Source organism: Psychrobacter halotolerans (genome assembly GCF_039680845.1).
GTDB lineage: Bacteria > Pseudomonadota > Gammaproteobacteria > Pseudomonadales > Moraxellaceae > Psychrobacter.
Genome location: NZ_JBDKWD010000001.1, coordinates 708,883 through 733,470, shown reverse-complemented (window position 1 = coordinate 733,470; position 24,588 = coordinate 708,883). Strand labels below are relative to the sequence as shown.

General features: G+C 43.9%; 20 protein-coding genes and 1 pseudogene. 12 read left to right on the top strand and 9 right to left on the bottom strand.

Annotation, left to right across the window (positions count from 1 at the left end; genetic code table 11):
- Nucleotides 1-36: 36 nt before the first annotated feature.
- Nucleotides 37-1,128, bottom strand: coding sequence for a hypothetical protein (locus tag AAJP47_RS03180; RefSeq protein WP_346716445.1), 1,092 nt, complete (start codon nt 1,126-1,128; stop codon nt 37-39).
- Nucleotides 1,129-1,393: 265 nt separating this feature from the next.
- On the bottom strand, nt 1,394-2,410 hold the full coding sequence (yihG, locus tag AAJP47_RS03175) for a 1-acylglycerol-3-phosphate O-acyltransferase, YihG family (RefSeq protein ID WP_346716444.1): 1,017 nt from the start codon (nt 2,408-2,410) through the stop codon (nt 1,394-1,396).
- A 578-nt stretch (nt 2,411-2,988) separates the two neighbouring features.
- On the opposite strand from yihG, the gene AAJP47_RS03170 reads away from it, so the two are divergent.
- From AAJP47_RS03170 to AAJP47_RS03135, 7 genes and pseudogenes are all read left to right on the top strand, one after another.
- The gene (locus AAJP47_RS03170; protein WP_346716443.1) at nt 2,989-3,645 is read left to right on the top strand and encodes a YiaD family glycine zipper/OmpA-like lipoprotein; all 657 of its coding nucleotides are present in this window, start codon (nt 2,989-2,991) and stop codon (nt 3,643-3,645) included.
- Nucleotides 3,646-4,206: 561 nt separating this feature from the next.
- Nucleotides 4,207-5,667 (top strand): annotated as a pseudogene (locus AAJP47_RS03160) (imelysin family protein).
- A 307-nt stretch (nt 5,668-5,974) separates the two neighbouring features.
- Complete coding sequence (locus AAJP47_RS03155; protein ID WP_497198671.1) at nt 5,975-7,609, top strand: di-heme oxidoreductase family protein; 1,635 nt, start codon at nt 5,975-5,977, stop codon at nt 7,607-7,609.
- A 182-nt stretch (nt 7,610-7,791) separates the two neighbouring features.
- Nucleotides 7,792-8,943 (top strand): imelysin family protein, encoded by a 1,152-nt coding sequence (locus AAJP47_RS03150; protein WP_346716441.1) that lies wholly within the window; start codon nt 7,792-7,794, stop codon nt 8,941-8,943.
- Nucleotides 8,944-8,946: 3 nt separating this feature from the next.
- Entirely contained in the window at nt 8,947-10,569 is a 1,623-nt protein-coding gene (locus AAJP47_RS03145; protein ID WP_346716440.1) for a DUF1513 domain-containing protein, read from the top strand.
- Nucleotides 10,570-10,763: 194 nt separating this feature from the next.
- Nucleotides 10,764-11,435: a M48 family metallopeptidase gene (locus AAJP47_RS03140; protein ID WP_346716439.1), complete on the top strand. Its 672-nt coding sequence runs from the start codon at nt 10,764-10,766 to the stop codon at nt 11,433-11,435.
- Nucleotides 11,436-11,635: 200 nt separating this feature from the next.
- On the top strand, nt 11,636-12,241 hold the full coding sequence (locus AAJP47_RS03135; RefSeq protein ID WP_346716438.1) for a methyltransferase domain-containing protein: 606 nt from the start codon (nt 11,636-11,638) through the stop codon (nt 12,239-12,241).
- Here AAJP47_RS03135 and AAJP47_RS03130 read toward each other — a convergent pair.
- Nucleotides 12,216-12,890: an HD domain-containing protein gene (locus AAJP47_RS03130; RefSeq protein WP_346716437.1), complete on the bottom strand. Its 675-nt coding sequence runs from the start codon at nt 12,888-12,890 to the stop codon at nt 12,216-12,218. The two genes, AAJP47_RS03135 and AAJP47_RS03130, sit on opposite strands and share 26 nt — an antisense overlap.
- A 291-nt stretch (nt 12,891-13,181) precedes the next feature.
- The gene (locus AAJP47_RS03125; RefSeq protein WP_346716436.1) at nt 13,182-14,090 is read right to left on the bottom strand and encodes a hydrogen peroxide-inducible genes activator; all 909 of its coding nucleotides are present in this window, start codon (nt 14,088-14,090) and stop codon (nt 13,182-13,184) included.
- 322 nt (nt 14,091-14,412) lie between these two features.
- Between AAJP47_RS03125 and ahpC the strand changes: the two genes are divergently transcribed.
- Together ahpC and AAJP47_RS03115 are read left to right on the top strand one after the other, a co-directional pair.
- Entirely contained in the window at nt 14,413-14,979 is a 567-nt protein-coding gene (ahpC, locus tag AAJP47_RS03120; protein ID WP_346716435.1) for an alkyl hydroperoxide reductase subunit C, read from the top strand.
- A gap of 418 nt (nt 14,980-15,397) precedes the next feature.
- Nucleotides 15,398-16,270, top strand: coding sequence for an SDR family oxidoreductase (locus tag AAJP47_RS03115; protein WP_346716434.1), 873 nt, complete (start codon nt 15,398-15,400; stop codon nt 16,268-16,270).
- 141 nt (nt 16,271-16,411) lie between these two features.
- On the opposite strand, the gene AAJP47_RS03110 is transcribed toward AAJP47_RS03115, so the two are convergent.
- Nucleotides 16,412-16,663, bottom strand: coding sequence for an HP1242/YdcH family protein (locus AAJP47_RS03110; protein WP_346716433.1), 252 nt, complete (start codon nt 16,661-16,663; stop codon nt 16,412-16,414).
- 495 nt (nt 16,664-17,158) lie between these two features.
- Between AAJP47_RS03110 and ahpF the strand changes: the two genes are divergently transcribed.
- Nucleotides 17,159-18,739, top strand: a complete 1,581-nt coding sequence (gene ahpF / locus AAJP47_RS03105; protein WP_346716432.1) for an alkyl hydroperoxide reductase subunit F — start codon at nt 17,159-17,161, stop codon at nt 18,737-18,739.
- A 97-nt stretch (nt 18,740-18,836) separates the two neighbouring features.
- Here ahpF and AAJP47_RS03100 read toward each other — a convergent pair whose 3' ends face one another.
- A complete protein-coding gene (locus AAJP47_RS03100) occupies nt 18,837-19,580 on the bottom strand; it encodes a glutathione S-transferase (RefSeq protein WP_346716431.1) in 744 nt (247 codons plus the stop codon).
- A gap of 186 nt (nt 19,581-19,766) precedes the next feature.
- Here AAJP47_RS03100 and AAJP47_RS03095 point away from each other — a divergent pair, with 186 nt between their 5' ends.
- Together AAJP47_RS03095 and AAJP47_RS03090 are read left to right on the top strand one after the other, a co-directional pair.
- Nucleotides 19,767-20,627 (top strand): hypothetical protein, encoded by an 861-nt coding sequence (locus AAJP47_RS03095; RefSeq protein WP_346716430.1) that lies wholly within the window; start codon nt 19,767-19,769, stop codon nt 20,625-20,627.
- Nucleotides 20,628-20,648: 21 nt separating this feature from the next.
- Entirely contained in the window at nt 20,649-21,482 is an 834-nt protein-coding gene (locus AAJP47_RS03090) for a hypothetical protein (RefSeq protein ID WP_346716429.1), read from the top strand.
- Between the two features lie 160 nt (nt 21,483-21,642).
- On the opposite strand, the gene AAJP47_RS03085 is transcribed toward AAJP47_RS03090, so the two are convergent.
- The 3 genes from AAJP47_RS03085 to AAJP47_RS03075 form a co-directional block, all read right to left on the bottom strand.
- Nucleotides 21,643-21,975 (bottom strand): protein tyrosine phosphatase family protein, encoded by a 333-nt coding sequence (locus AAJP47_RS03085; protein WP_346716428.1) that lies wholly within the window; start codon nt 21,973-21,975, stop codon nt 21,643-21,645.
- A 220-nt stretch (nt 21,976-22,195) separates the two neighbouring features.
- Nucleotides 22,196-22,522 (bottom strand): protein tyrosine phosphatase family protein, encoded by a 327-nt coding sequence (locus AAJP47_RS03080; RefSeq protein ID WP_346716427.1) that lies wholly within the window; start codon nt 22,520-22,522, stop codon nt 22,196-22,198.
- A gap of 249 nt (nt 22,523-22,771) precedes the next feature.
- Entirely contained in the window at nt 22,772-24,481 is a 1,710-nt protein-coding gene (locus tag AAJP47_RS03075) for a SulP family inorganic anion transporter (RefSeq protein WP_346716426.1), read from the bottom strand.
- Between the last annotated feature and the right edge of the window lie 107 nt (nt 24,482-24,588).

The following is a 24,588-nucleotide window of genomic DNA, read 5'->3' as shown; positions in this document are numbered from 1 at the left end:
GTCATGTTGTTAAAACTACTAGTCATGTTATTAAAACTACAGATTCAGCATGTCTTGATGCTTCCAATGCTGGACTTTTACTTGTGCTTCAAATTCAGTCAAACTGTCATCAATGATACTAGAAATCAACGCATCTAGCGCTGCATTGTCCGTGTCTATTGTTGCCACGCCGCTGGCAATAGCCACCATGAGTGAGTCAAGACGTTCAGCATCAAGAAGACGTTTATTCAAGGCATAAACGACGTTTTCGCCTATATTGTGGCCGATATGTTGTAACTGCGATTCAATCAAGGAGCCGGCGATGGGTATCATACGCAGATAACGACGTAATGCAGGCGTATTGGCTAAGCCTTCTTCTATGGCGTTACCGACCTCAGTGGCTAGGACATTATCGCCTGATGAGGCGGTCAATGCTTGTAGTTTGGGTGCTAGCTCTTGGCGCAATAAGGACAGTAATGCCGTCTCAATCTCATTACGGTTGCGAGCAATGGTAGATTCAATAAACGATTTGTGTGTCTGGGGATCGGTCAGCTGCTGCCGAAAGTTTTGGATAGTTGTCAGTATGACACGGTCAGACAGCTCTTCTAACAGCAAGTTAAGATAAAATTTGATGCGGTTGATCCATGGCTGCGGTAGTACTTGGTAGCCGAGTTGATATAAGCGTCTGCCGATGACCACAGCTCGGAACAAACGCAAGGCACGCAGCTGTGGAAAGCATCCTAACACTTCATACCAATGGGCAAAAGGAAAAAAGAACCAGCGGTAATACGTGTTTTGTTTAATTGCAATAGCCCAGCGTAATAGCAGCTCAGCAATCAAAAACAAGGTAAAAAAACCGCCAGCCGTACGCAAAGGATCGTGCAAGGTCGTTTGATACCAGTTGAGTGTGTCGCTCATGGTCAGCCATGCTGCTGCGTTGTGGCTAAAATTACTCATCAAGATAGCATCGATACTGATAAGCAGTAGGTCAATACTGATCACGACCATCATCACAATATCATAAGTCAGCTTTAAGCGACTTGGTTGAGGACGCTCTGGTCGAGACGTCTTATCATCTAATGGACGAGACGACGAATTGGGCATTGACGCTGAGTCTAAATGCGGGCTTGTAGTAGAAGAGACAGGCACAGACAAACCTTATAGAGAATAAATAGGACGAAAAATAGCAACTCAGATATTTTGGATAAACAAGCCGCTATCAAAGGGAGCATGGGCAAAAAGGCCAGACTCAGACTATTCACATTATCAATGAATAGCGCCAAAAAACAACCTATGTTTTATTATAATTGTGCATTATGACGGGTGATTTAAACCTTGTCCTTTAAATCACCGCTGTTGGTTGTAATGTGACCGCCGTCTTGGCCAAATATTCACCATAAACGAGTCTCAAGCATCAGAGCGTTTCAGGCTTAACGTCGGTTTTAGACATAGAGTCGGTCTGAGGCTTAGTATCGGTCTGAGCATTAGCATCGGTTTCAAACTCAGCCAGCATCTCTGTAATCAGCTGATCCTTTTCGCGCCATATTTGCTCGACCCATTCAAACATTTGCGCTTTGACGGCGGCATCGTTTTCATAACCGCCATTTTGAATACCGATTAATAGAGAATCGGGGATTTCGATATGTCTGACATCCACGCCCAAACGCTTGATATTGCCTTTCCACAAGTCGCTATACGTTGGTACGCCGTCGGGATAAACAATGGTCATATCCAGCATACCATCGATATCTGCGCCCAAGGCATTGATAGCCAATGACAGACCGCCTGCGCGCGGCTTGAGTAAATGAGTATAAGGCGATTTTTGATTGTCATGTTTGGTCTGAGTGAAGCGGGTGCCTTCTAAGTAGTTGAGCAGGGTAAAGGGTTTGTCCTTTAACAGTGCACAAGCACGTTTTGCTTCTTCAATGTCTTTACCCTTTAAGGCTGGGTTCTTTGCGACCGCTTCTTTTGAATATCGACGCATCATGGGGAAGTCTAAAAAGTAAAACGCTTGACCCACTACTGGAATATAAATCAGCTCAAATTTGGTAAAAAACCGTGTCAATGGTAGACGTTTTTCACTAATGTACTGCACGATACTGGTATCCACCCAAGACTGATGGTTACTGACAAGCAAATATTTGCCGTTCGTATTGACGTCATCAGGTAGGCGAATGCGCCAGTCTTTGCGCGGCAACATATTATCGATTAACGCATTATTGCTACTGATCCAGTGGTCGGTGATTTTTATGACGGTTTTATCAGCAATCGATGCGCCAGTAAGAATCTTACCAACACCCATGAACCATAAAGGTATGCTACAACTGATGCTATTGGCCGCGATGACACCAGTCGCTGTCGCAAGTGAAACGGCTTTACCCAACTTAGGTGCACGTTTGTGTATTTTTTGAATAGTAGAAGTCAGGCGCATGCTAGATCCTTTTCGGTCAATCTTATTAGTATATGAGTTATCAATGTTTGGCGTCGCTATTTTTGAATACATCTAAGATAGGAGTGTTTTTATCTGGTAAGAAAATGTTCACACGGATGTTCTTCCTTTAGGGAGTATAGCGCAAGAATGAATTGTTTTACGAGATAACCAAACAAAAACAGAGTGTAATGATAAAGATTGTTATCCACTCATAGGCTTATTGCATACTGCTTAGCCATAGCCAATGTTGTCGCATGATTTTAGCAGAAATGGAATACAGTGTACGAGTGTAAACAGTGACTTGTGATAACACGCTATAAAAACGCTTTCAAGCAAGATAAATTACTTAAGATGTAGAAAAATCGACTCTGCCTGTTATACATAGATGTCATACAGAGATGTGACAAAATATTACACATAACTAGAATGTAATTGCCATAATGATTGCGAGTGCATATATGCACCTAGAAGGAATTAGTGGCAAATATTTATAAAAAGCACATGGTATCTATAACCTGAAATCTAAATTTGATATCAGAATTCAGTATCTATAATTTTTAAGTTTAAGAGGAATAATTATGCGTAATACATTAATGGTTGCAGCAGTAGCATCAGGTTTGGCTCTTAGTGGTTGTTCTACTGATCCAAACACCGGACAACAACGTCTGAACAAAACTGCCCTTGGTACTTTAGCGGGTGCAGTAGGCGGTGCTACAATTTCAAAAGCAACGGGCGGCGATAAGACTGGCCGTGATGCTGCTATCGGTGGCGTGTTGGGCGCAGGCGTTGGCTATTACATGGAGCGTCAAGCCAAGCAGCTCGAGCAACAAATGGCAGGTACTGGTGTATCGGTTGAGCAAAACCCAACCACTGGTAACATTGATTTGGTTATGCCAGGCAGTATTACTTTTGCTTTTGATGATGCAACCTTAAACTCATCATTCAAGCCTACCCTAAGTAAGCTTGCGCAAACAATGAACCAATATAACCAAACCACAGTAAATATCGCTGGTCACACCGATAGCACTGGTTCAGCATCTTATAACATGGGTCTGTCACGCGATCGTGCTTACTCAGTGGCTAACTACCTAACTGCTCAAGGTGTTGCTTCTAACCGTATCAATGTAATTGCTTATGGTCAAACACGTCCAATCGCTGATAATAGTAATGAAAACGGTCGTCAACAAAACCGCCGTGTTGAGCTAACCATCAACTCACCACAAAGCGTTAACTAATTTATAATTTTATCTAAGTAATTCTTATAGATTCAGTTAAATTTATAAAAAAGACCAGCAATTAGCTGGTCTTTTTTTATGTCTTAAATTTGATCTCAAACAACGAACCAAGTCTGAAGCGAACCAAGTCTGAAGCGAAATAGGTCTAAAGTGAACCTGCTCTAGAGTAAACACTCAGATGAAATAATTTATTGATAATGATTATCAATAACACTATACTCTATACATATTTTATTAATGCAATTTAAATGTGCTTATTAGATTTGGTAATCAGTCAACAGCCTTGCTAGTGATTATCGAAATTTTATATAGTCCGTTCAAAATAAAATCCGATATATCAATCAATATATCAATAGCAACGTGCTATTAGGTGAGTTTTTCTTGCTTGCTGTTCGCTAACATGACAGAGGCTGTAAACAACTTATCTCAGCAGCACGGTATCGGTTTTAGAGTAACTTTGTTTTAGAATAACTCGGTTTTAGAATAAATCGGTTATAGCGAATACAGTCGCTGCTATTGACTTAAACCCAAATTTTTCTGCTGTCTTTTTTGAGGATATGTATGACGATCATCACAGTAACGCATCGCAAGATTTTACCCACTACTTTGGCTGTAGCATTGGCAGGGTTGCTTATGGTGTCAGGTTGTACCAAACAAACCGAACAAGACACGCCTACCAATACGGAAACGCAAACTGAGGCACAACCAGCGCCAGCGAGTGATGACACAACGCTGTCAGCTGCCGACAAAGCCCATACTGACAGACTGATGATCAGCTATGCCAACATGGCGCATGCCGCTTACAAAGACTCGTTAGATACCGCCAAAGCGCTACAAGCCGCTATCAAAACCTACGTTGCCACGCCCACGCAAGAAAACCTTTAGGCGGCAAAAGCAGCTTATAAAACAGCGCGTCTGCCTTATTCACAAACGGAGATTTTTCGTTTTGATGAAGGGTTTGTGACGCCCAATGATAAGCGAGCAGTTGGTAGTATCGATAGTTGGGAGGGGCAGGTGAATGCGTGGCCACTTGATGAGGCATTGATTGATTATGTCAGCGATGGCTATGAAGGTGAGTACAACAGTCAAGACAATATCATCAATAGCGATAGTATTACCGTGGGTAGCGCCAAGCAAGACACCAGTACTATTACGCCTAAGCTCTTGGCGGATATGAATGAGATCGGTGGCAGTGAAGCCAACGTGACGACTGGTTATCATGCCATTGAGTTTATGCTATGGGGGCAAGATACCAACGGCGTTGGCGATGGCGCAGGCAATCGTCCAGTGAGCGATTATGTGACTGACACTGGTGAATGCACCAGTGGTGAGACGACTAACGACGATACCAATATATGTAAGCGCCGTGGTGAGTTCTTGACAGCCGCCGCTCAATTGTTGGTAGACGATTTAACGGCAATGGAAGCCGAATGGCAGCCTGATAGTGAGAACACTTTACGTAGCGACCTGATGGCACGCAAATATGACAATGGTCTGCGTCAGATTATGTACCAAATGGGCAGCTTAGCATTGGGTGAGCTGGCTTCTGAGCGTATGCAAGTGGCGTTTGTCACAGGTTCTACCGAAGATGAGCACGAATGTTTTAGTGACTTGACCCATCTAAGCTATGCTAATAACGCGCGCGGTATTCAGAATGTCTTTAATGGTAGCTATAAGACGGTCACTGGTAAAACCGTGGGCGGTTATGGCATCAAAAACTACCTTGGAGATACGGGCAATCAAGAAGCAGCTGATAAGTTGGCCGCAGATTTCATCAAGGTACAAACTGCCTTTAATGTGATCGTCGAACAAGGCGAAAAAGAGAACATCAAGGTGGATCAAATGATTGCCACTGTCGGTCAGGCTAGCAAACAAGGGATCTCAGCTGAAGAACAAAATCTTCGCCGCAGCTGGATAGAAAACGCCATTACAAGTTTACAAGAGCTTACTACGGGTATCGAAAATGCGGCAAAAACAGTCGGTATTGAAAATCTAGATGCGGATGCCGGATCGCAGTTTTAATCCCAGTATTACTATAGGCGGCGCTTATGTAAAGCCGTTTGCGTCCTTTATGTTAATGACGGGCAAAACGCTAGAGCCTTGTGAGGCATACTGTGAAGCATACTTTTTGAAGTTATATAGTAAGAGAGACGCGTTGCTAGCGCTAGTTGGCAACGTGTTTTTCATTCCCTATTAAAATATGGTTTTAGCCCATTTAGATGACCATCGGTTGAATTGAGGACATGCCCTAGGTTGTCGCTCATCAATTAGAAAACGAGCGCTTTATAAGAGGCGATTTTAATGGTTCTATACTTGACCTAAGGTACTCATGATGAACCTCTCAAAGGTTTTAAAATCCAAGCAAGCAGTGGTGTTTTACGCGACTGATTTGGTTAAAAAGGTGTCTTCAAGACCGATACTGAGTGTCCTATGTGCGCTGGCACTAAACGCCTGTCAACCAACGGACAGTACGTCAAGCAACACCTCTACCGATGAAAGCCAAGCCTTAGCACCTGAACGTGTTCACGTAATAGAGACGCTCGCTGGAGTATCTATGCAGCAGCTGGCGGATTTTGATTCGCAAGAAATCAAGCAAGGCGGCGATACGGGTATCACCATTAGCAGTGCTGAGAGCTACTCTAAACCTTCCTCAAATCTGACAGCTTCACGTAAAGGCTCATTTTTTATTGGTAATGCGTTTTTTCGGCAACCGTGGGTTGTTGCGCCTGCCAGTACGGACAGCCGCGATGGCTTGGGCGCTCTATTCAACGTCGCCGCTTGTCAGTCTTGTCATATAAAAGACGGTCGCGGTCATGCACCCATGAACGCAGACGACGATGCCGACAGCTTACTGATTCGTCTGGCGATGCCAGCGACCACCGATGAACAGCGCCAACAATTACAAAGCTCCCTTATCGAAAAAGTGGTTCATCCTATGTACGGCGGGCAATTGCAAGATCGTGGTATTCAAGGCGTCCCTGCTGAAGCAAGTATTACGGTCAAGTGGAGAGACAAGCCTATGACGTTTGCTGATGGTCATATTGAAACATTACGCGCACCTACGTTTCGTTTAACCAACCCCGGATACGGCCCATTTGATGATGAGTTGATGATATCGCCACGAGTGGCGCTGCCTATGATCGGGCTTGGATTGCTCGAACAGATTGCAGATGAAGACATTAAAAAACAAGCGAGCAAGGCCAATGGTGATATCAGTGGCAAATTTAACTGGGTCATGGATCCACAAACAGGTAAGCAGGCGCTTGGACGCTTTGGCTGGAAAGCAGGTCAAACCAAGCTCATTACGCAAAACCAAAGCGCTTTTAATGAAGACATGGGGCTGACGTCAACTATTCGTCCTCATGAATCATGTATGCCGACTCAGACCGCATGCTTAAACGCGACTACTGGTGCTGATGAACAAGGGGATGGTAAACCGCCTGTCGAAGTCAGCGATGACGTAGCCAAATTCGTCGAATTTTATACGCGTAATTTGGCAGTGCCGCATCGCCGTCATGCCGATGATGCACTGGTGCTGGCGGGTAAAAAACGCTTTTATGATATGGGCTGTCAAAGTTGCCATACGCCAAGATATCAGCTACCAAAAACGGATGATGACCACCTTGAGCAGCATGGGCAAGTGATTTATCCTTATACAGATTTGTTGTTACACGATATGGGTGATGGCCTAGCTGATCGAACAATCGCTGGCACGTTGCCGCCCAAAGCGGCTCAAGTTGAATTTTTGGCCAACTCTTATGAATGGCGTACGCCTGCTCTATGGGGCATTGGTCTTGCCCAAACTGTTGATCCACAAGCCACTTTTTTACATGATGGCCGTGCTCGCACCTTAATGGAAGCGGTGCTCTGGCATGGCGGAGAAGCGCAAAAACAACAGCAACAAGTCCTTAAATTGGACAAACAAGGACGTGCTGAATTAAATGCGTTCTTAAAATCGTTATGATCACTCTTCTATCGTCAATCTACTGTAAAAATGAGTCAGAGTGACGGGAATGAATTTTGCGCAGCCTCTGTACTAGCCGCACGCAAGGAAAGTTTATACCAGTCACCTGTGGCTATGAATGTATCGATCTTATTTTGAACTGCCTATAACCACCCTTATGAAAATCACGAACCGAGACATCTATGAAAATCAATCATGCTTTAGCAATGGCATTATCTGCCTTGAGTGCAGGCTTGCTGATTAGCTGCGTAAAACCTGCTGATGAGAACAAAACGCCAGATAATGATAGCCAAAAAGTCGCGCAAGACAAGAGCGCCACAGCCAGCTCAGAAAAAGTGGCAGGCGATGAGGTGGTAACCATTACGGCGGTAGACATCAGTGCCGATACGGAAAAAACCTACTTGACCCACGTGGCAAATGACCTCGTTATCCCAGCGTACGCGGATGCGGCTAAGCAAAGTGATCTATTGCATGATTTGGCACAAACGCATTGCCAACAAGCCCCAGTAAGCAGTGAGACGTTACAAGCGCTGCGCGATCAATGGCTGATATTGGCGCAAGCGTGGGCAAGTGCTGAGATGATAAACTTTGGTCCTGCCACCGCTAGTATGAGCAATTTATATATCAATTATTATCCCGATGAGCGTGGACTGGTACACCGCGGCGTAGCAGAGCTTATTACTGCCAATCCAAAATTGACGGCTGAGCAGCTGGCTAACGAAAGTGCCATTGTTCAAGGTGTGCCAGGTTTAGAAGAAGCATTACATACCAATGACAGTTTGGACGCGGCCCAATGTGCTTATGTTATTAGCGCGAGTGGGGCATTAAGCGCACGCCTAAAAGAGATTGAGAAAAACTGGCAGCAAAACGCCACCAATCTATTAGCGATTGATAAAACGGCTGAAAGCGATCAAGGATTGAATCAATGGGTTAATTCTTTATTATCCTTAGTTGAGACCATGAAGTCGAACGCTATTGAGCAACCGCTAGGCCTGTCAGGAAAGGCAAAAGGCCATCTGCCTGCTGCGACCGCTGGACAAAGCCGCGCGATTATCAATGCAAAATTGGCGACGTTGAACCAAGCGCTAACCGATCCTGTCTTGACGGCGATTTTGGGCAGTAACGATAAAAATAAAGTGGCGGACAATCTCTCGACGGCGCTTGCGGATACCACGACTTTGTTAGCACAAATGCCAGAAGATCTAGCGACGGCTGACAAAGCTGCGCAGCAAGAACTGCTTGATCATCTGACCACCGTCACGCGTTTGATTAAGCGGCAACTGATCCCCACGCTCGGTATTCGTGTTGGCTTTAATAGTACTGACGGCGATTAAAAAATGCAGACTCCTAAAACAAATTCCGCCGCATCAGTGAACAATCCTACTGCTCATGAGTCTAATTTAACGAGTGGGCGCGGCGTAAAAACCTTAACTCATGAACTACTGGTGACGTCTGTGTGGACGGCCATGGGGACGGCGGCATTGGTTAGCATTCATCATTGTTATCGCAAACAGCGGCAGCATGATGCAAGTGTGCAAGACTATGTGACTGGCATTCGCTCACAGCTCCCTCCAATGGCGTCAGCGTCTAAGCGAAGATTAACGCGCTTTCAGTATGCGTGTAGGCAAGCAACGACAGCGTGGCAACGCGCTTATGATACTGATTCGTTAGCGGACAACGGTAACGGTAGCGACAATAGTGTTGTTAACAATGACGTTATTGGTGTTAGCGCAATACAGTCCATCATTATAGCGCCGCGCCCTGTCTGCTGGGTCAGTGGCGTGGCTGCTATGCCAAAAAACAATGCAATGCCACAAGCTAAAAACGCTAAAAAAGCGAAAGACGACAATAGTGTAAACGAGTTTGGAGTCGTTGGTATCGATGCGGATCGGCAAATCGTTTGGCAAGCGACCATGCCAGAGCGTGTGCACGATATTGTTGTGCAGCCGACCAATATTCAAAAAGAGTATAGCCACAACAAGCATAGCCCCAACAAGTATAGTCACAATAACGATAAAACTCAAAGCCGCGACATCGTGGTCATGGGTCGTCGTCCCAGTGAGAAGTTTTGGGTATTAGAGGCCGCCTCAGGACAAGTGCAAGCTGCGATCAATGCTTCGGACAATCGCCATTTTTATGGTCATGCTTGCTACAGTCTCGATGGTAAATGGCTCTATGTGACCGAGAATGATACGATAAGCCTAGAGGGTAAAATCGGTCTTTATGATGCCAATCTCGGTTATAAAAAAATAGCAGAATTTGATTCGCACGGTATTGGGCCACATGAGTTGATCATGCATCCAGATGGCAAGACATTGATTATTGCCAATGGCGGTATCAAGACCGAGCAAGCCTCGCGTGAGGAGCTGAATTTAGATACCATGCGCCCATCGCTGGTTTATTTAGACCGTTACGATGGCACTTTACTTGAGCAAATCATACCTGAACACAATCAGATGAGCGTGCGTCATTTGGCGCTGCACGATAATGGTACCGTGATGATTGGCATTCAGTTCCAAGGAGATAAGCACATCAACGTGCCACTCGTACTGACTCATCAGCGCGGTGAAAGAGCATTTCGACCCTTAACCATGCCAAACAACCAGTGGCAACGCTTTCATCAATACATTGCCAGTGTGGCGGTGGATAGCGAGCATAACCAATTATGTGTGACCACACCGATAGGGGGCTGTGCCGCAACTTTTGATTTAAACACGTATGCTCTAATCGAGACGGTCAGTCTGCCAGATTGTGCAGGCGCTGCGGTGATATGTAAGACAAGCTATAATAATGAAACGTCAGGCTTTATTGTCAGTGATGGACAAGGTCAATTAACCACATTATCTGTGCGTAACATGTCAACGACCTCATCAAATTTGAGTAACGATAAAGGGCGTATACAGGTAGATAGCCTGCAACATAGCATGTCTTTTGATAACCATTTGCAAGCGTTACTATAGTCGATTCTAAATAAAACAGAACCATGATGTTGCAACGCGGAACTGGTATAAATTTTTCTTGCTTGCTGTGCCTGCGCAGACAGAGGCTGCGAAAAACCCATTCCAGTCCCGCTGTATTACTTCTATACTGAACTCACTATAGCAAACGAGACTGTGACAAGCACAGCAGGAGCAGCCAAATTAGGGAAAAGATGATGTTACAGGACAAGACCTCGATATTGACAGATGCCAAAGCGCGTCTTGCGCAAGCAGGTATTGAGTTGCAGCTGAGCAAAAAGCGCGTCAAAAATATCAATTTTCGTCTCAAGCCTTATACTTTGATGGTCTCTGTACCGAGATTTATCAGCAGCGCACAGATTGGACAAGTGGTTGCGAAACGTGTGCCGTGGGCGATTGCCAGCCATCCGCAAGTATTGGAACAATATCAACGCAAACAACAGCGCTCATCTGATGCTTTAAATGACGCTGCAAATAACGACAATCCATTGCTGTTATGGGGCAAGGCGCAACCTTTTGTGTTAAACCATGAGGAAAAAATAACGTACTATCGGCAACAGCTTTCTGACATCATGCCAGCACTGTTTGAAAAATGGCAGCCAATCGTTGGCGCTAGTGCCAATGAGATACGCTTGAAAAAAATGCACACACGCTGGGGCAGTTGTAATACGCGTGCGCGACGAATTTGGTTGTCCGTCTATCTGCCTGCTTATCCAATTGAATGCACCGAGTACGTCATCGTCCATGAGCTGTGCCATTTGCATCATGCCAATCACAGCCGCGCGTTTTGGCAAACGGTAGCGACAGCGATGCCTGACTATCAACGCTGGCATAATGTGCTGGCAGGTAAAACGGGGCAGTTAGATTAAAGGCAGTATCAGTATATAGTCAGTCCCAAATAAAAAGAGCACACCTATTATAACGCGCTACTGCAACAAATTTTTCTTGCTTGCTGTGCCTTCGCAGACAGAGGCGAGGCAAAATTTATCTCAGTAGCGCTGTATTTATTTTATGGTGGATCAACTATATAACTCATTTAAAATAAGATTTAATAAGACAAGGAGGTCGTATGGAGAAGGTCAATCAAGCCGAGTTTTGGCAGCAGCGCTATGAAACGGACAGCATTGGCTGGGATATGGGCGAGGTGTCGCCGCCGTTAAAAGCCTACATCGACCAATTGCCTGAGTCGGCTAAAGCACAAGCCATTTTAGTACCGGGCGCGGGCAACGCTTATGAAGTTGGCTACTTGCGTGAGCAAGGGTTTACCAACGTCACATTGGTTGATTTTGCGCAGTCGCCGATTGAGGCTTTTGCCAAGCGTTATCCTGACTTTCCCGCTGAGCATTTGATTTGTGCCGATTTTTTTACCTTATCGCCTGAGCAATATCAGTTTGATTGGATACTTGAGCAAACATTTTTTTGCGCGATAAATCCGCTCCGCCGTGATGAGTATGTCGAACAGATGGCGGCGCTACTGAAACCCAATGGCAGGTTAGTAGGTTTGCTCTTCGATAAAGCATTCGGACGAGATGAGCCACCGTTTGGCGGGACGAAAGAAGAGTACCAGCAGCGTTTTCAGCCGCATTTTGAGATTGAGATTATGGAGACCAGCTATAACTCCCATCCAGCGCGGCAGGGGAGTGAGCTATTTATTCAGATGCGCGTAAAAGCATGATTTCACGTTCGATATTTGCTCGAGCCTGTACGTCTAAGCGCTGATGGTAGTAATCAGTTAAATAAAGTGGTGAGTGCGCTAATAAAAATTTTAATACCTTGGTTCGACCGACTCGATAATCGGCGATAGGCACATGCGTATACTCGCAGCGTACCGCTTGCGCATAGCGTTCATACTCAGGCCAAGGCGCGCCTAAAATACTCAAATCCATATCCAACAAGTAAGCCGCATCACGCCGTCTTTGATTATTCGTTAATTCGCCAAGTTGATGCGTGGCGGTCATCATGATAAGCGCATAGACATAATGACATTGGTCATCTGACAAATAGCAATTTAGCTTATCTAGCATATAGTCGGCGCTTTTTTGCTCATTGTCTGAGCGTAGCGGATTGTATATGACATCATGATAGTACAGAGCCAAGGCTATCAAGTGCGGCTCACAAAGGTACTGGGCAATTTGTTCAAACTCTACCAACAGCTGCTGGAGATGGCGCAAGCTATGGTAAGCACGCTGGGTTTCGTTGTAGCGAGCAGCGATATCCAGCCACAGCGCTTGCGCTTCTGCTGGCGTGATCTCACTGTTCAACGCAAGCAGATGCTGCGCAAAACGATTGCCCAGATCGTTACTGATTTGCGAAGACTTGTTCATGACATACCTGTTTTTTTGTAACCCACCAGTAGAACCTGATAACCGTATGTACGGCTTTTATTTTGGCTCAACTATAACAGCGCGGTACATCCAGTTTTAAATAAAATAGATACGTTAATAATAACGTGAGACTGGTATAAATTTTTCTGGCGTGCTGCTAATACAGAGGCTGCGGAAAATTCATCCCAGTCTCACGGTCTCTCTTTCAAAGTGCATTGACTATAGTGTTTCTATAGTAAATCTACGCTGCCTTTTGAATAATTATAACTTACAACCATCTTTCATCTTATATCAACCGTTAGCCGCAGCCTCTTCAAACGCCTGTTTGAATACCTTGCCGAGTAAATTGACATCATCAACGCGGGCATAGTTCAGACGAGTGACAAAGGCAATGTGGCGGTGTGGCCCTTCTTCTGCCAGTGGCACGGCAACGGCATTTTGATTTTGCAAATGCAGTTGGTTCAGCGCCATTTCAGGCACTAATGTCGTGCCCATGTTGGCAAGCGCCATCTGAATCAGCGTATTGAGACTGGCATCAGAAAAGCTGGATTTCATTTGTGTGCGATCAAAGTGACAGACGGACAGCGTTTGGTCAGTCAAGCAATGACCTTCACCCAGTAGCATCAGATTGGCCGTTGCCAGCTCATCCGCATTAATGGTTTCAAGCGTTGCGTGGACGTCGTTCTTTGGAAAAACGGCAAAAAAGTCTTCATTCCAAAATTCAAAGCTGTGTAGACCATCGACTGGATAAGGCAGAGCGATAATAGCCGTGTCAATATGACCGTAACGCACCTGTTCGAGCAAGCGCTCCGTTTGCTGCTCAACGATGGTCATACGAAATTCAGGATACTGCGCTCGTAGTGCTGGCAATACTTTGGGCAATAAATACGGGGCAATAGTGGGAATAATTCCAACCGTCATCGGGTAAGCAAGCGGCGACTGATGACTGTGCGCGCGCGTGGTCAAGTCGTTCACTTCTGAAAACACCCGCTGCGCCCGCGTCAGAATATCTTCACCTATTGGTGTGATTAAGACCTGCTTGTTGTTACGCTCAAAAATCTGAGTGTCTAGTTGCTTTTCAAGCTCGGCGATACCTAAGCTCAAGGCAGACTGCGAGATATTGCAGTCTTCTGCTGCCCGTTTAAAATGACGGTGTTTGGCAACCGCTAATGCAAATTCAAGTTGACGTAAAGTAATCATAAGACCTCTTCTATTAATGGGCTTCCGATGCCATGTGTTATACGGGATATACGGGATATACGGATTTATTCGAGATATGCAGACGCTACCATGCGTGATCAAGGCTCTTAATAAAACCGTCATTTACCTGTAGTAAACTGATGATAAAAAGCTGAGATAATAGTTTAACAAGTTTAATAAAACAAAACATCACATTAAAAAGTTTTAACTGGATTAACCATGGAATTCGCGTATAGTTTGTCAGGTAGTCCAGAATACTAAAGGCTTTATAGTAATAGCCTAAAAATACATGACAATTAACTCAATTATAAAGGAGCCAATCATGGCGTCTATTATCAATCAAGAAATCCCAGAATTTTCAGCAGATGCGTATGTTAATGGTGAGTTCAAAACCATCACTTCAGAAGACGTGAAAGGTGGTTGGGCGATTTTCCTATTTTACCCAGCTGACTTTACTTTCGTTTGCCCAACTGAGCTTGAAGATATGGCCGCTCATTACGACGAGCTAAAAGGCCTAGGCGTAGAAGTATACTCAGTATCAACTGACACGCATTTCACGCATAAAGCATGGCATGATTCTTCAGATGCCATTGGTAAAGTAAACTACCCAATGATCGGTGATCCTACTGGTAAAATCACTCGTGGCTTCAACGTCATGATTGAGGAAGCAGGTTTGGCTGAGCGTGGTACATTCCTAGTAGATCCAGACGGTCTGATCCAAGTCGCTGAAATCCATGCAGGCGGTATCGGCCGTAGTGCAAAAGATATGCTACGTAAAGTAAAAGCAGCCCAGTACGTTCGTGAAAACGACGGCGAAGTTTGCCCAGCAGCTTGGGAACAAGGCGGCGATACGCTAAAGCCAAGTCTTGACCTAGTTGGTAAAATCTAAGCAGAAGAATACAAATAGCGATTCTGTAAAGATAGCTTTTGAAACTTAGATTTAAAGTATAAAAAAGACCCTATCAGTCATTACTGGTAGGGTCTTTTTTTTGATTCATTAAATAATTTTTTGTATACAAACTTACTCACATTACATAAATGACGTTAGTTATTAACATTATTTACTGTTCGTTTTATCTGGTTGTATTAATTACATCACTGTCACAATCTGTCACGCAAGACTATTCGAGTTTTTTTATCGTACCGCTATGCTATTAACAAAGGTTGATAAGAACGCCTTGGTTGTTTGAAAACGAAACAATCAAAAGCGCATAAAGGATATGAGAAATAAAACAACGCATATTTTTTTCAACGAGGCCTTTATGTAAATATCGATAATACAATCATGTTAATAAAAAGGAGTTATTATGAGTAATAATACGTCATCTCAGAACGATCGTCCAAAAGATCAGCAGCAGTCACTGCCTGGAACCCAGCAAGCGCAAATGCCAACCCCTGAAACCTTACCGCGTGACTACCCAAACGGTAAGCTGGCTGGAAAAGTAGCCGTTATCACTGGTGCTGACAGTGGTATCGGGCAAGCGGTTGCTATCTTATTTGCCAAAGAAGGCGCGGACGTCGTGGTCAGCTATCTATGTGAAGACGAAGATGCCAATAAGACCAAGCAGCATGTCGAGTCTTATGATCGACGCTGTGTTTTAGTGGCCTCAGACCTATCAAAAGAAGCCAATTGCAAAGACCTCATCGATAAAGCCATCTCTGAATTTGGTAAAATTGATATCTTGGTCAATAATGCAGCGTTGCAGATTGAGCAAAAGTCACTGACGGACATTAGTACCGAGCAGTTCGACAAAACCGTTCACACCAATTTTTACCCGCATTTTTGGTTAAGTAAATTTGCCCTGCCGCACATGAAAGCAGGAAGTAGCATTATTAATACCACATCGATTACTGCTTACCGCGGCGTCGCTTATTTAATGGATTATGCATCGACTAAAGGCGCAATTTTATCCTTTACTCGTGCATTAGCAACCAATTTGACCACTGAGAAAAAAGGCATTCGCGTCAACGGCGTGGCACCGGGGCCAATCTGGACACCCCTCATTGTGGCCTCATTCACGCCTGATGAAATCGAGAGCTTTGGGAAAGACAATCCGATGGGACGTCCCGGTCAGCCGTATGAGGTTGCGCCTGCCTATTTATACCTAGCAAGTGATGACGCAAGCTATGTCACAGGGCAGGTTATTCATGTGAATGGTGGCGAGATTATCGGGGGCTAAGTAGTCGATAGCTACATAGACAGTTATTGATTGACCGAAATTAATGAAAGATGAAAACAGCCGCTTATGTGTCAGTTAATGATTTAACGACACACATAAGCGGCTTTTTATTTAATGCCATATATATAAAAGGAGGAGAAGTTACTGGTTTAAGGCGTGAGATTTATTTTTTTCAATGGCTCTATAGATCTCATCTTTAAGATGCAACTTGCGCCATTTCATTTGTTCTATTTCTTCCTCACGGCTGGCATGTTGTATCACATCTTTTTCGAGCTGATTGATTTGCTGATCAAGCTGAGTATGCTCATCAAAAATGCTCGCAAAATGGCTGTCTGTTTGTCTAAGCTCAGCAATGATCTCTTTATTGTCTTGAAAGGTTTCTGTCTTTCTCATCTGGTCATCCTTGTTATGAGGCGCAGCGTTATGAGGCAGGGATCTGCGATAACGGATCGCGCATAGTCATTAAGATTTTTATGATTGTAAGACTTACCGTTTACTGAACCAAAAGACGACTTGGTTCAATAAGATACCGCTTTATGGCAGCAGAAAAAACGCTTATAAAAGCCCATCTGCCACCCGACTGACAAGGGGATTTTCCCAGCGGTCTCACTCGATTGTAGCGAAAAAATTAGCTAGATACTATGGCAATAATCAGTTAGTAAGTTTATATTTAATTAATTATACCTATTTATGATTGGTTTTATAAAACGTAAGATTTGAGTTTCTCAGCTTGCTCAAAGGCTTCCAACCTATGATAATAGTGACATTCAAGGGCATTATGTAGTTGCCTACAGAGTTTTAAACAAAACCATTAATAAGAAAGAATTCGCATTTAGGCGTGCAACATGACAGTTGCCGTTACATATCCAGTAATGAAGAGGAACAAACATGATAGATCAAGGTTTATTAGACGCGGTAAAGAGCTATAGCGAAAATATGACTCGTCCCATTACTTTTGTATTGGGTAGCGGTGAGCACAGCAAGCGCGCTGAATTGATCGACTTTTTGACTAAAATCGCCGGTACAACCGACAAAATCAATTTTGATAGTGCAGCAACCGATGACAGCTTACCAAGCCCAATTAGTTTTGCCGTTCGTAGTCATATCGATGGCACGCTGACGGATACCGGCATTGTCTTTAGTGGTATTCCAGGCGGTCACGAGTTTACGTCATTGATCTTGGCAATACTGCAAGCGGGTGGTCATACACTAAAGCTGGATGAAGGGGTTCAAAAGCTCATCAAACGCTTTAATAAGCCGCTACAGTTTCAGACGTATGTGTCATTGTCTTGCCATAGCTGTCCAGAAGTTGTGCAAGCCCTAAATCAATTTGCGCTACTTAACGACGATATCAGTAACGAGATGATCGATGGCGCGTTGTTCCAAGAACAAGTGGACGCCAATAACATTCAAGGCGTGCCAGCCGTATTCCTAAACGGTAAGCCGTTCGCTAATGGTAAAATTGACACCGCAAAATTGATTGAAAAGTTACAAGATCAATATCCTGACTTGTTAAGCGAAGCCAGTGAAGACGACGCTGAGCAATTAGAGCAACAAGATGTGACCATCATTGGTGCAGGCCCAGCAGGTGTGGCAGCCGCTATCTATACGGCTCGTAAAGGTCTAAAAGTGACCATGGTTGCTGATCGTATTGGTGGACAAGTAAAAGACACGCAAGACATTGAGAACTTAATCTCTGTGACGCTAACCACAGGTAGCGAGTTGTCTAACAACTTTGAAAAACACTTGCGCGAATACAACATCACTTTTAAAGAACACGTCAGCGTGAAAGAGATTGGTGAAACCAAAGATGAAAACTATCGCATTCATCTAAATACGGGTGAGACGTTTGAAACGCGCAGTATTATTCTAGCGACCGGGGCACAGTGGCGTAAGCTTGGTGTGCCGGGCGAAGAAGAAAACATCGGTCAAGGCGTGGCTTACTGTGCGCACTGTGATGGTCCATTCTTCAAAGGCAAAGAAGTTGCTGTCGTGGGCGGCGGTAACTCAGGTATCGAAGCGGCGCTTGATCTGGCGGGTATTGTCAAACATGTCACCGTGTTTGAGTTCGCAGAAGACCTAAAAGCAGATCAGGTGTTGATCAATAAAGCCAAAGAAAAGGCCAACATTGATATCATTACCAGTGCAGCAACGCAAGAGATCAAAGCCACGGACAATAAAGTCAGCTCTATTGTCTATGAAGACCGCAACACCAGTGAGACCAAAGAGCTTGAGCTGGCAGGGGTATTTGTCCAGATCGGTCTAGTGCCCAATACTGGATTTATCAAAGGGTTTGTCGATCTAAACCGTTTCGGTGAGATTGAGATTGATGAGCGCTGCCGTACAGATCGCAGAGGTATCTTTGCTTGTGGTGACGTGACCACGGTTCCATTTAAGCAAATTAATATTGCGATGGGCGAGGGTTCAAAAGCCGCATTATCAGCGTTTGAATACTTGGTTATGCAGTAAGTTATTTGTTTTTAGCTTTGATTTAGACTAAGAAGCCACCTCGTTTGAGGTGGCTTTTTTATTGTTCGCTATTAAAAAAAGGATTTTAGGCTACTGTTTAATCAGCCAACACACCTGTCACAGATACAATCTCACCAGCTTCATCTTCTGTAATAATTCGCGTCTCTTTTAACGCCGATTCAATCCAAACCTTCATGTGCGGATTATTTATCATCGTTTGGCAGTACTGCTGCGTCGTTGGTTGTAATGTCAAACCAGAGGCATTGGCGTAAGTTTGTAGTCGCAGTACCACAGGGGCGAAGAAAGCATCAGCAGCTGTGAACGCGCCAAACAAATAGCTGTCCGCTGAACGTTGTTTTAAACAATCAGCAAAGATGGCTTCAATACGAGCAATATCCGCTAAGCAAGCGTTACTTGGCTCTATTTTGGCCGCCGCTCGAATGTTCATTGGCATCTCATTACGAATACCTGTCATTCCTGAATGCATCTCTGCCACGATACTTTGACAATAGGCACTGTCTATTCTATGACGATTGTCGTCCTTATTTGCCTCTGATTTGAGATTACCTGTCCAAATGTCTTTGTCTGTCAAAAAACCATTGGCATATATAGCAATTGCTAACGTATCCCAAACGGTGACTTTGTGCTCGCCTTCACCGCACACGAGGACAGGGACTTTACCTATTGGCGTATGCTCTTTAAGTATTGGCAGTGCCGATGCATCAAACAGCTGGATGGGCTGCTCGTCAAATTCAATCTCAAAGGCTTTTAAGAGTAACCAAGCCCGCAACGACCAAGAAGAGTAGTTTTTATTACCAATAATCAAGAGAGGGGTTTGCATCGTCGTATCCTATATTTTTGCGAGAGTAGCGTTGTAGTATGCCGTCAAACTTGTTTGGAGGCTACGAGAAATATGGTATTCATTTTAGGAGGAAAGTAATTTTTCTAGGAAAAAAAATTTACAGCTTGTTAATTTATAAAAATTTACTTATGTTTGCTAATAAAATTATATAAGATAATTGAAAAAATGAAAATTACAGATAATTACTTCAATAGTAAGCTGAAAAACTTAACCAAATACCTAGTCTTTATACTGCTAATATTAAGTGTCAACAACGTTTATGCTGCGACTGTCGATGAAATTCTAGATAAATACTATCCCATCTATAATGAGATTAAACAGTGCCGAGGCATTGTTGCTAATAAAGGCTCTACAATCGATGAAGGTGTCTACCTAAAAAGTGGATACTGCATTGAAGTGGATAGACAATTACAAGTACAAACGAAGCAAGGCAAACGTTTATATCTATTAGTTATTGGAAATGTATCATTTGATAAAGAAGGCGGAAATGATTCTGGCTCTCATGCTGACACTGGACTGGTCGGTATGTTAGTCTTGAAGCCACAAGATGATGGCTGGGAAGTTGAGTATGCCAATCCTACAATGAATGCAGGCAGCTTTGGTAACGGATTAAAGGAATGGAAGCTGATACAAGTCGGCCCTGATCTGTGGGGGTTTATTAATATTCATAGTGACTCCCATTACATTCAGTCGTTTTCTGAGTATGTATTATTAGCGCCAGATCCCAAGTCAAAAAAAGTGATAGACAGTCATATTACAGCCAAAGTAACCATGGAAAACAATCCATTCGCACTATCGGGCTGTAGCAAAGATAAGAATATAGATTACTGTGCATGGATTAAAGCCAAACTCGGTATTGATAAGACGACAGTAGTTAATGGTTTTTACCCATTGGAAATAACGGTTAATGGCTATGAATATAACCATGACGGAACGAAAAAAAAGACCTATAACAATCAGGTCTACAAAATAAACTATAAACCAGAAAAAGGCTATCAAGTGCCTAAAGACTATCCAGTACAGTGATGTTATTCAATTGAGGTATGTATGGCGTACGCTAAATTACGTAGATCAACAATCAGTTTAAGATTACTTTTTAGTTTTGGATCATTAGGCTTTGCCACTCATACGGTTGCGGCTGATAGCGTGATGGATGTCTTAAAGCCTTATTACCCACTTTATAATGAAGCGTTACAGTGTCATGGTGTGATTGCACCGTCAGGTTCAGTAAATGGCTTAACAAATGAGCCAGACATGACAGGTTATTGTATCGATATTGATAGGCAGAAAGTGGTAGAAACTGATAAAGGTAAGCGGTTATATGTACTGGTAACGGGCGATATAAGATTTGATGATAATGGTAAAGGGCTAGAGTATGACGATATTCGATTTGATAACGGTTTAGCTGGCATGTTTGTATTAAAACCAAAAGGTAGTGGCTGGCAAGTTGAGTCAGCAAAACCTACTATAAGTGTTGGCAGTTTTGGTCGGGGGCTTTCTGACTGGCGCTTACAGAAACTCTCTCCTAACGCTTGGGGCTTTTTGAATCAACACAGCAACGCACTTCAAGGTTACTATAGTGATAGTCTTGTCATACTGACACCAGATGGACGCGATATTAGAGAGAGTTGGATAGGCACTCAATATAACAACGAAGACGCTGGAAAATGCGAAGACGATCTTTCCGAGTGCGATATTGTTAAAACGGTTTTTGCTATTGATACCAGTAAGACAATTAATGGGTTTTACCCACTAACAATGATTATTGATGGGCGAGTAAGAGGTAAGGTTTATAATAATGCTGTTTATCGTATCAACTATCAAAAGGATAAAGGCTATACTAGGCCGGAAAATTACCCTTTGAAAAATATGGGTTATTGATCTGAGATTAAACATAGAAATTCATTTAGCGGTCTACTAGCGCTATGTAACATAAAAATATCTAAGATCGTTATCGACTTGTTTATAACGAAAAACGCCCATCCAAAATCTGGACGGGCGTTTTTGTTTTTTAGGCGGTAAGACATTTTTTAGATTCGTCTTAGTCGTCTAACAAATCCATTTGCTTGGCGGCTTCATAAATACCATTTGAGCGATTGCCCGTACGGCAAAAGATTAACATGGGCTGCTCAGCTTGATTAAAGAAATCAGCAAATTCTTCGACGTGGGTTTGATTCAGCTCATTACCAGCAAAAGACACTTCTTTATAAGCAAGGCCTGCTTCTTTAGCAGCCGCTTCGATATCAGCGCTGGTCGGTTGATTTGGTTCTTCACCATCTGGACGATTATTGATAATGGTTTTAAAACCGTTTTCGGCAATCATCGGTACTTGGTCTGGGGTGATTTGTCCGGTAAAACTGACTTGATGACTCATAAGCGATCCTTGTTATGTTCTATGCTAAGCATTTTTTATATGAAAAAGAGATAAGTGGGTGCAACAGCACACTGTTTAAGCGTAATTTAAATACACCGTTTTCTAAAGACAAAGAACGTAAGTAATGTCACATAAACATTTTCACACAAGCATTGTCGCATAAGTATTTTCACATAAACATTGTCACGTGCATATTTTTAACTGAGTATGGTCGCTGTCTTTAGATCAGTCCTTGCATCAACGCACTTTGATAAAGCAGCTTGGCGCGTGCGCCTGTGCCGCAAAACATTAAGATGGGTTTGGGCATCGTACGATAAAAGTCGGCGAATTGCTCGACAGTTGCCATGCTTAAACGCTCATCGTCAAAAGGCAGATGATGGTAGGTCAAATTGGCTTCTTTAGTAGCGTGAGTAAAGTCACCGCTATTAGGCTGGGTTTCTGTCTCAGCATCAGGACGGATATTGAGTACAGAACGATAGCCAAGCTCAGCAATCTTGACACATTGGCTTGGATAAATTTGCTTGTATATGGTTAGATTATCGGTCATAAGTAAAGTCAGTTGCGTATATTAAAAGGCGTTTGGATATAGAATTAGATAGCTGATGGTAATTTTTAGAATCGCTTGTTTTTAAAACGATTTATCTTAAAAAGTTATCAAGTGCTATTTTTTTAAGTCTATTATGTTTAAAGCTTATAGTAATTTAGCATAACACAGCTTTCAACGTATCTGTATTTTGTCACAGACAACAATAATTATTATTGATTTAACCGCCTATCGTTATTCAAGTTACAAGTGTTAGGTCTCTTTTAACGCATTTACGGCATCCATGGTGCTCAAATACACATGCCCTGAAAGCTCAGTGATGATGGGGGTATTTTCAATAATGTCCATGACCGGGCCTTTGATAAAGCTAAAGTTTAAATACTTGTCTTGGCTCAAAAGCTCTTGGTTGAGGCTAATCAGCATCTCTTGTCCGGTGAGATCAATGTGATTAACTGCTGACATAATGAGGACAACCTCACGCGCTTTTGGATATTGCTGAGTAGCTTGCACCACGCGGTGATGAACAGATTCACTATTGCCAAAAAAGATACTTTCATCGACGCGCAGCATCAATAGATTGCTAAAGGTCACCACGTCATGACGGTTGATATTGCGAAAATGGCCAGTACCTGCCAGTTGACCAACGATAGCGACGTGCGGTTTGCTCGACTGCCAAATCAAGCTGGCGAATGACACCATAAGACCGATGACCAACCCTGTATTCAGCCCAAATATCAACACACCCACGAATGCTGACACAAAGCTGGCTGCATCTAAGCGGTCACGTTGCCAAGCGGCGCGCAAGGTTGTGATATCGATGAGACTGATAATAGAGGCCATGATGGTAGCACCCAGCAAGGCATAGGGCAGTGGTGCTAGGGCATTACCAAAGGCGATTAAAGCGGCGATCATGACCAGTACCGTGACCAGACTTGCCACGGGCGTTTTGGCACCTGAATCTGAATTAATCGCCGTTCGTGAAAATCCACCAGCGATGGTAAAGCTTTGAAAGAAACCACCCGCCATATTGGCCAGCCCCAATCCCGTCAGCTCACGGTTGGCATCAAATGTCTCACCGCGTAAGCGCGCATAGTTGTTGGCAACCGAACTACTAGATACAAAGATAATCAGCGCCATCAGTCCAGCACTCGGCAGCAAGTCTAGCGCTTCACCAAAATCTGGCACATAGGGCAGGGTAAAAGTCGGTAGTCCCTGCGGAATACCGCCAATCGTCGCCACACCATTCATAGTCCAATGTAAAATCACGCTAAGGATAATGGCGACAACAAGTAAAATCAGTGGAAATAAGCGCTCTGCCCATTTAGCATACGATGGAGATAACCAAGTCTGCCAAACCCATTGACTGCCGTAGCGATTGGCTACTAACAGCGCAAACGCAACCACGCCAATTAGTAACGTCAGCGGATGTAGCTGTCCGGCGTACCTTTGCATACTCGATAAATAACCGATCAAACCATTTCCTGCGATAGGAATAGCGGTCAGATATTTAAGCTGACTGACAAAAATCAAAACGGCGGCACCACTGATAAAACCTGCGGACACACCGCGGCTAATGAACTGCATGATCCAGCCAAGTTTTAGCCGACCTGCCAGCCACAATAGCATACCCACCATCAGCGACAGCAAACTTGCCATGAGCGCGTACTGCTGAACGCCTTGAGAGGCATAGGGATGCAAGCTGCTGGCCGTCATAATGGCAGTGATGGCGACAGGGCCTACCGCTTGGACATTGCTTGAGCCGATCCAAGCATAAACCATCACAGGTACGATGGCGGCATACAGTCCGTAGACAGGTGGTAACCCGGCCAGTACTGCATAACCCAAGCTTTGCGGAATGACCAGTACCCCAACCACCAAGCCTGCGATGACATCCGTTGGCAAGGATGACAACTGGTATTGACGTAACCAAGCGGGAATCAAACGGGTGGTAATAGAGGGCATAACAGGGTGTCTTCACAATAAAAAAAGGTTAACTACAACTACTCATAAAACCGATCAGCTTTTTGTCCGTCTTGGTATCGAAGGGCTAATAAAGCTAAGCCGTCATC

Coding starts and splice junctions, on each gene's coding strand:
- ahpC (WP_346716435.1), top strand. CDS start 14,413: ATGGCGTCTATTATCAATCAAGAAATCCCAGAATTTTCAGCAGATGCG.
- AAJP47_RS03085 (WP_346716428.1), bottom strand. CDS start 21,975: ATGAGTCATCAAGTCAGTTTTACCGGACAAATCACCCCAGACCAAGTA.
- AAJP47_RS03140 (WP_346716439.1), top strand. CDS start 10,764: ATGTTACAGGACAAGACCTCGATATTGACAGATGCCAAAGCGCGTCTT.
- AAJP47_RS03090 (WP_346716429.1), top strand. CDS start 20,649: ATGGCGTACGCTAAATTACGTAGATCAACAATCAGTTTAAGATTACTT.
- AAJP47_RS03155 (WP_497198671.1), top strand. CDS start 5,975: ATGATGAACCTCTCAAAGGTTTTAAAATCCAAGCAAGCAGTGGTGTTT.
- ahpF (WP_346716432.1), top strand. CDS start 17,159: ATGATAGATCAAGGTTTATTAGACGCGGTAAAGAGCTATAGCGAAAAT.
- AAJP47_RS03100 (WP_346716431.1), bottom strand. CDS start 19,580: ATGCAAACCCCTCTCTTGATTATTGGTAATAAAAACTACTCTTCTTGG.
- AAJP47_RS03080 (WP_346716427.1), bottom strand. CDS start 22,522: ATGACCGATAATCTAACCATATACAAGCAAATTTATCCAAGCCAATGT.
- AAJP47_RS03110 (WP_346716433.1), bottom strand. CDS start 16,663: ATGAGAAAGACAGAAACCTTTCAAGACAATAAAGAGATCATTGCTGAG.
- AAJP47_RS03150 (WP_346716441.1), top strand. CDS start 7,792: ATGAAAATCAATCATGCTTTAGCAATGGCATTATCTGCCTTGAGTGCA.
- AAJP47_RS03170 (WP_346716443.1), top strand. CDS start 2,989: ATGCGTAATACATTAATGGTTGCAGCAGTAGCATCAGGTTTGGCTCTT.
- AAJP47_RS03115 (WP_346716434.1), top strand. CDS start 15,398: ATGAGTAATAATACGTCATCTCAGAACGATCGTCCAAAAGATCAGCAG.
- AAJP47_RS03135 (WP_346716438.1), top strand. CDS start 11,636: ATGGAGAAGGTCAATCAAGCCGAGTTTTGGCAGCAGCGCTATGAAACG.
- AAJP47_RS03130 (WP_346716437.1), bottom strand. CDS start 12,890: ATGAACAAGTCTTCGCAAATCAGTAACGATCTGGGCAATCGTTTTGCG.
- AAJP47_RS03125 (WP_346716436.1), bottom strand. CDS start 14,090: ATGATTACTTTACGTCAACTTGAATTTGCATTAGCGGTTGCCAAACAC.
- AAJP47_RS03145 (WP_346716440.1), top strand. CDS start 8,947: ATGCAGACTCCTAAAACAAATTCCGCCGCATCAGTGAACAATCCTACT.
- yihG (WP_346716444.1), bottom strand. CDS start 2,410: ATGCGCCTGACTTCTACTATTCAAAAAATACACAAACGTGCACCTAAG.
- AAJP47_RS03095 (WP_346716430.1), top strand. CDS start 19,767: ATGAAAATTACAGATAATTACTTCAATAGTAAGCTGAAAAACTTAACC.
- AAJP47_RS03075 (WP_346716426.1), bottom strand. CDS start 24,481: ATGCCCTCTATTACCACCCGTTTGATTCCCGCTTGGTTACGTCAATAC.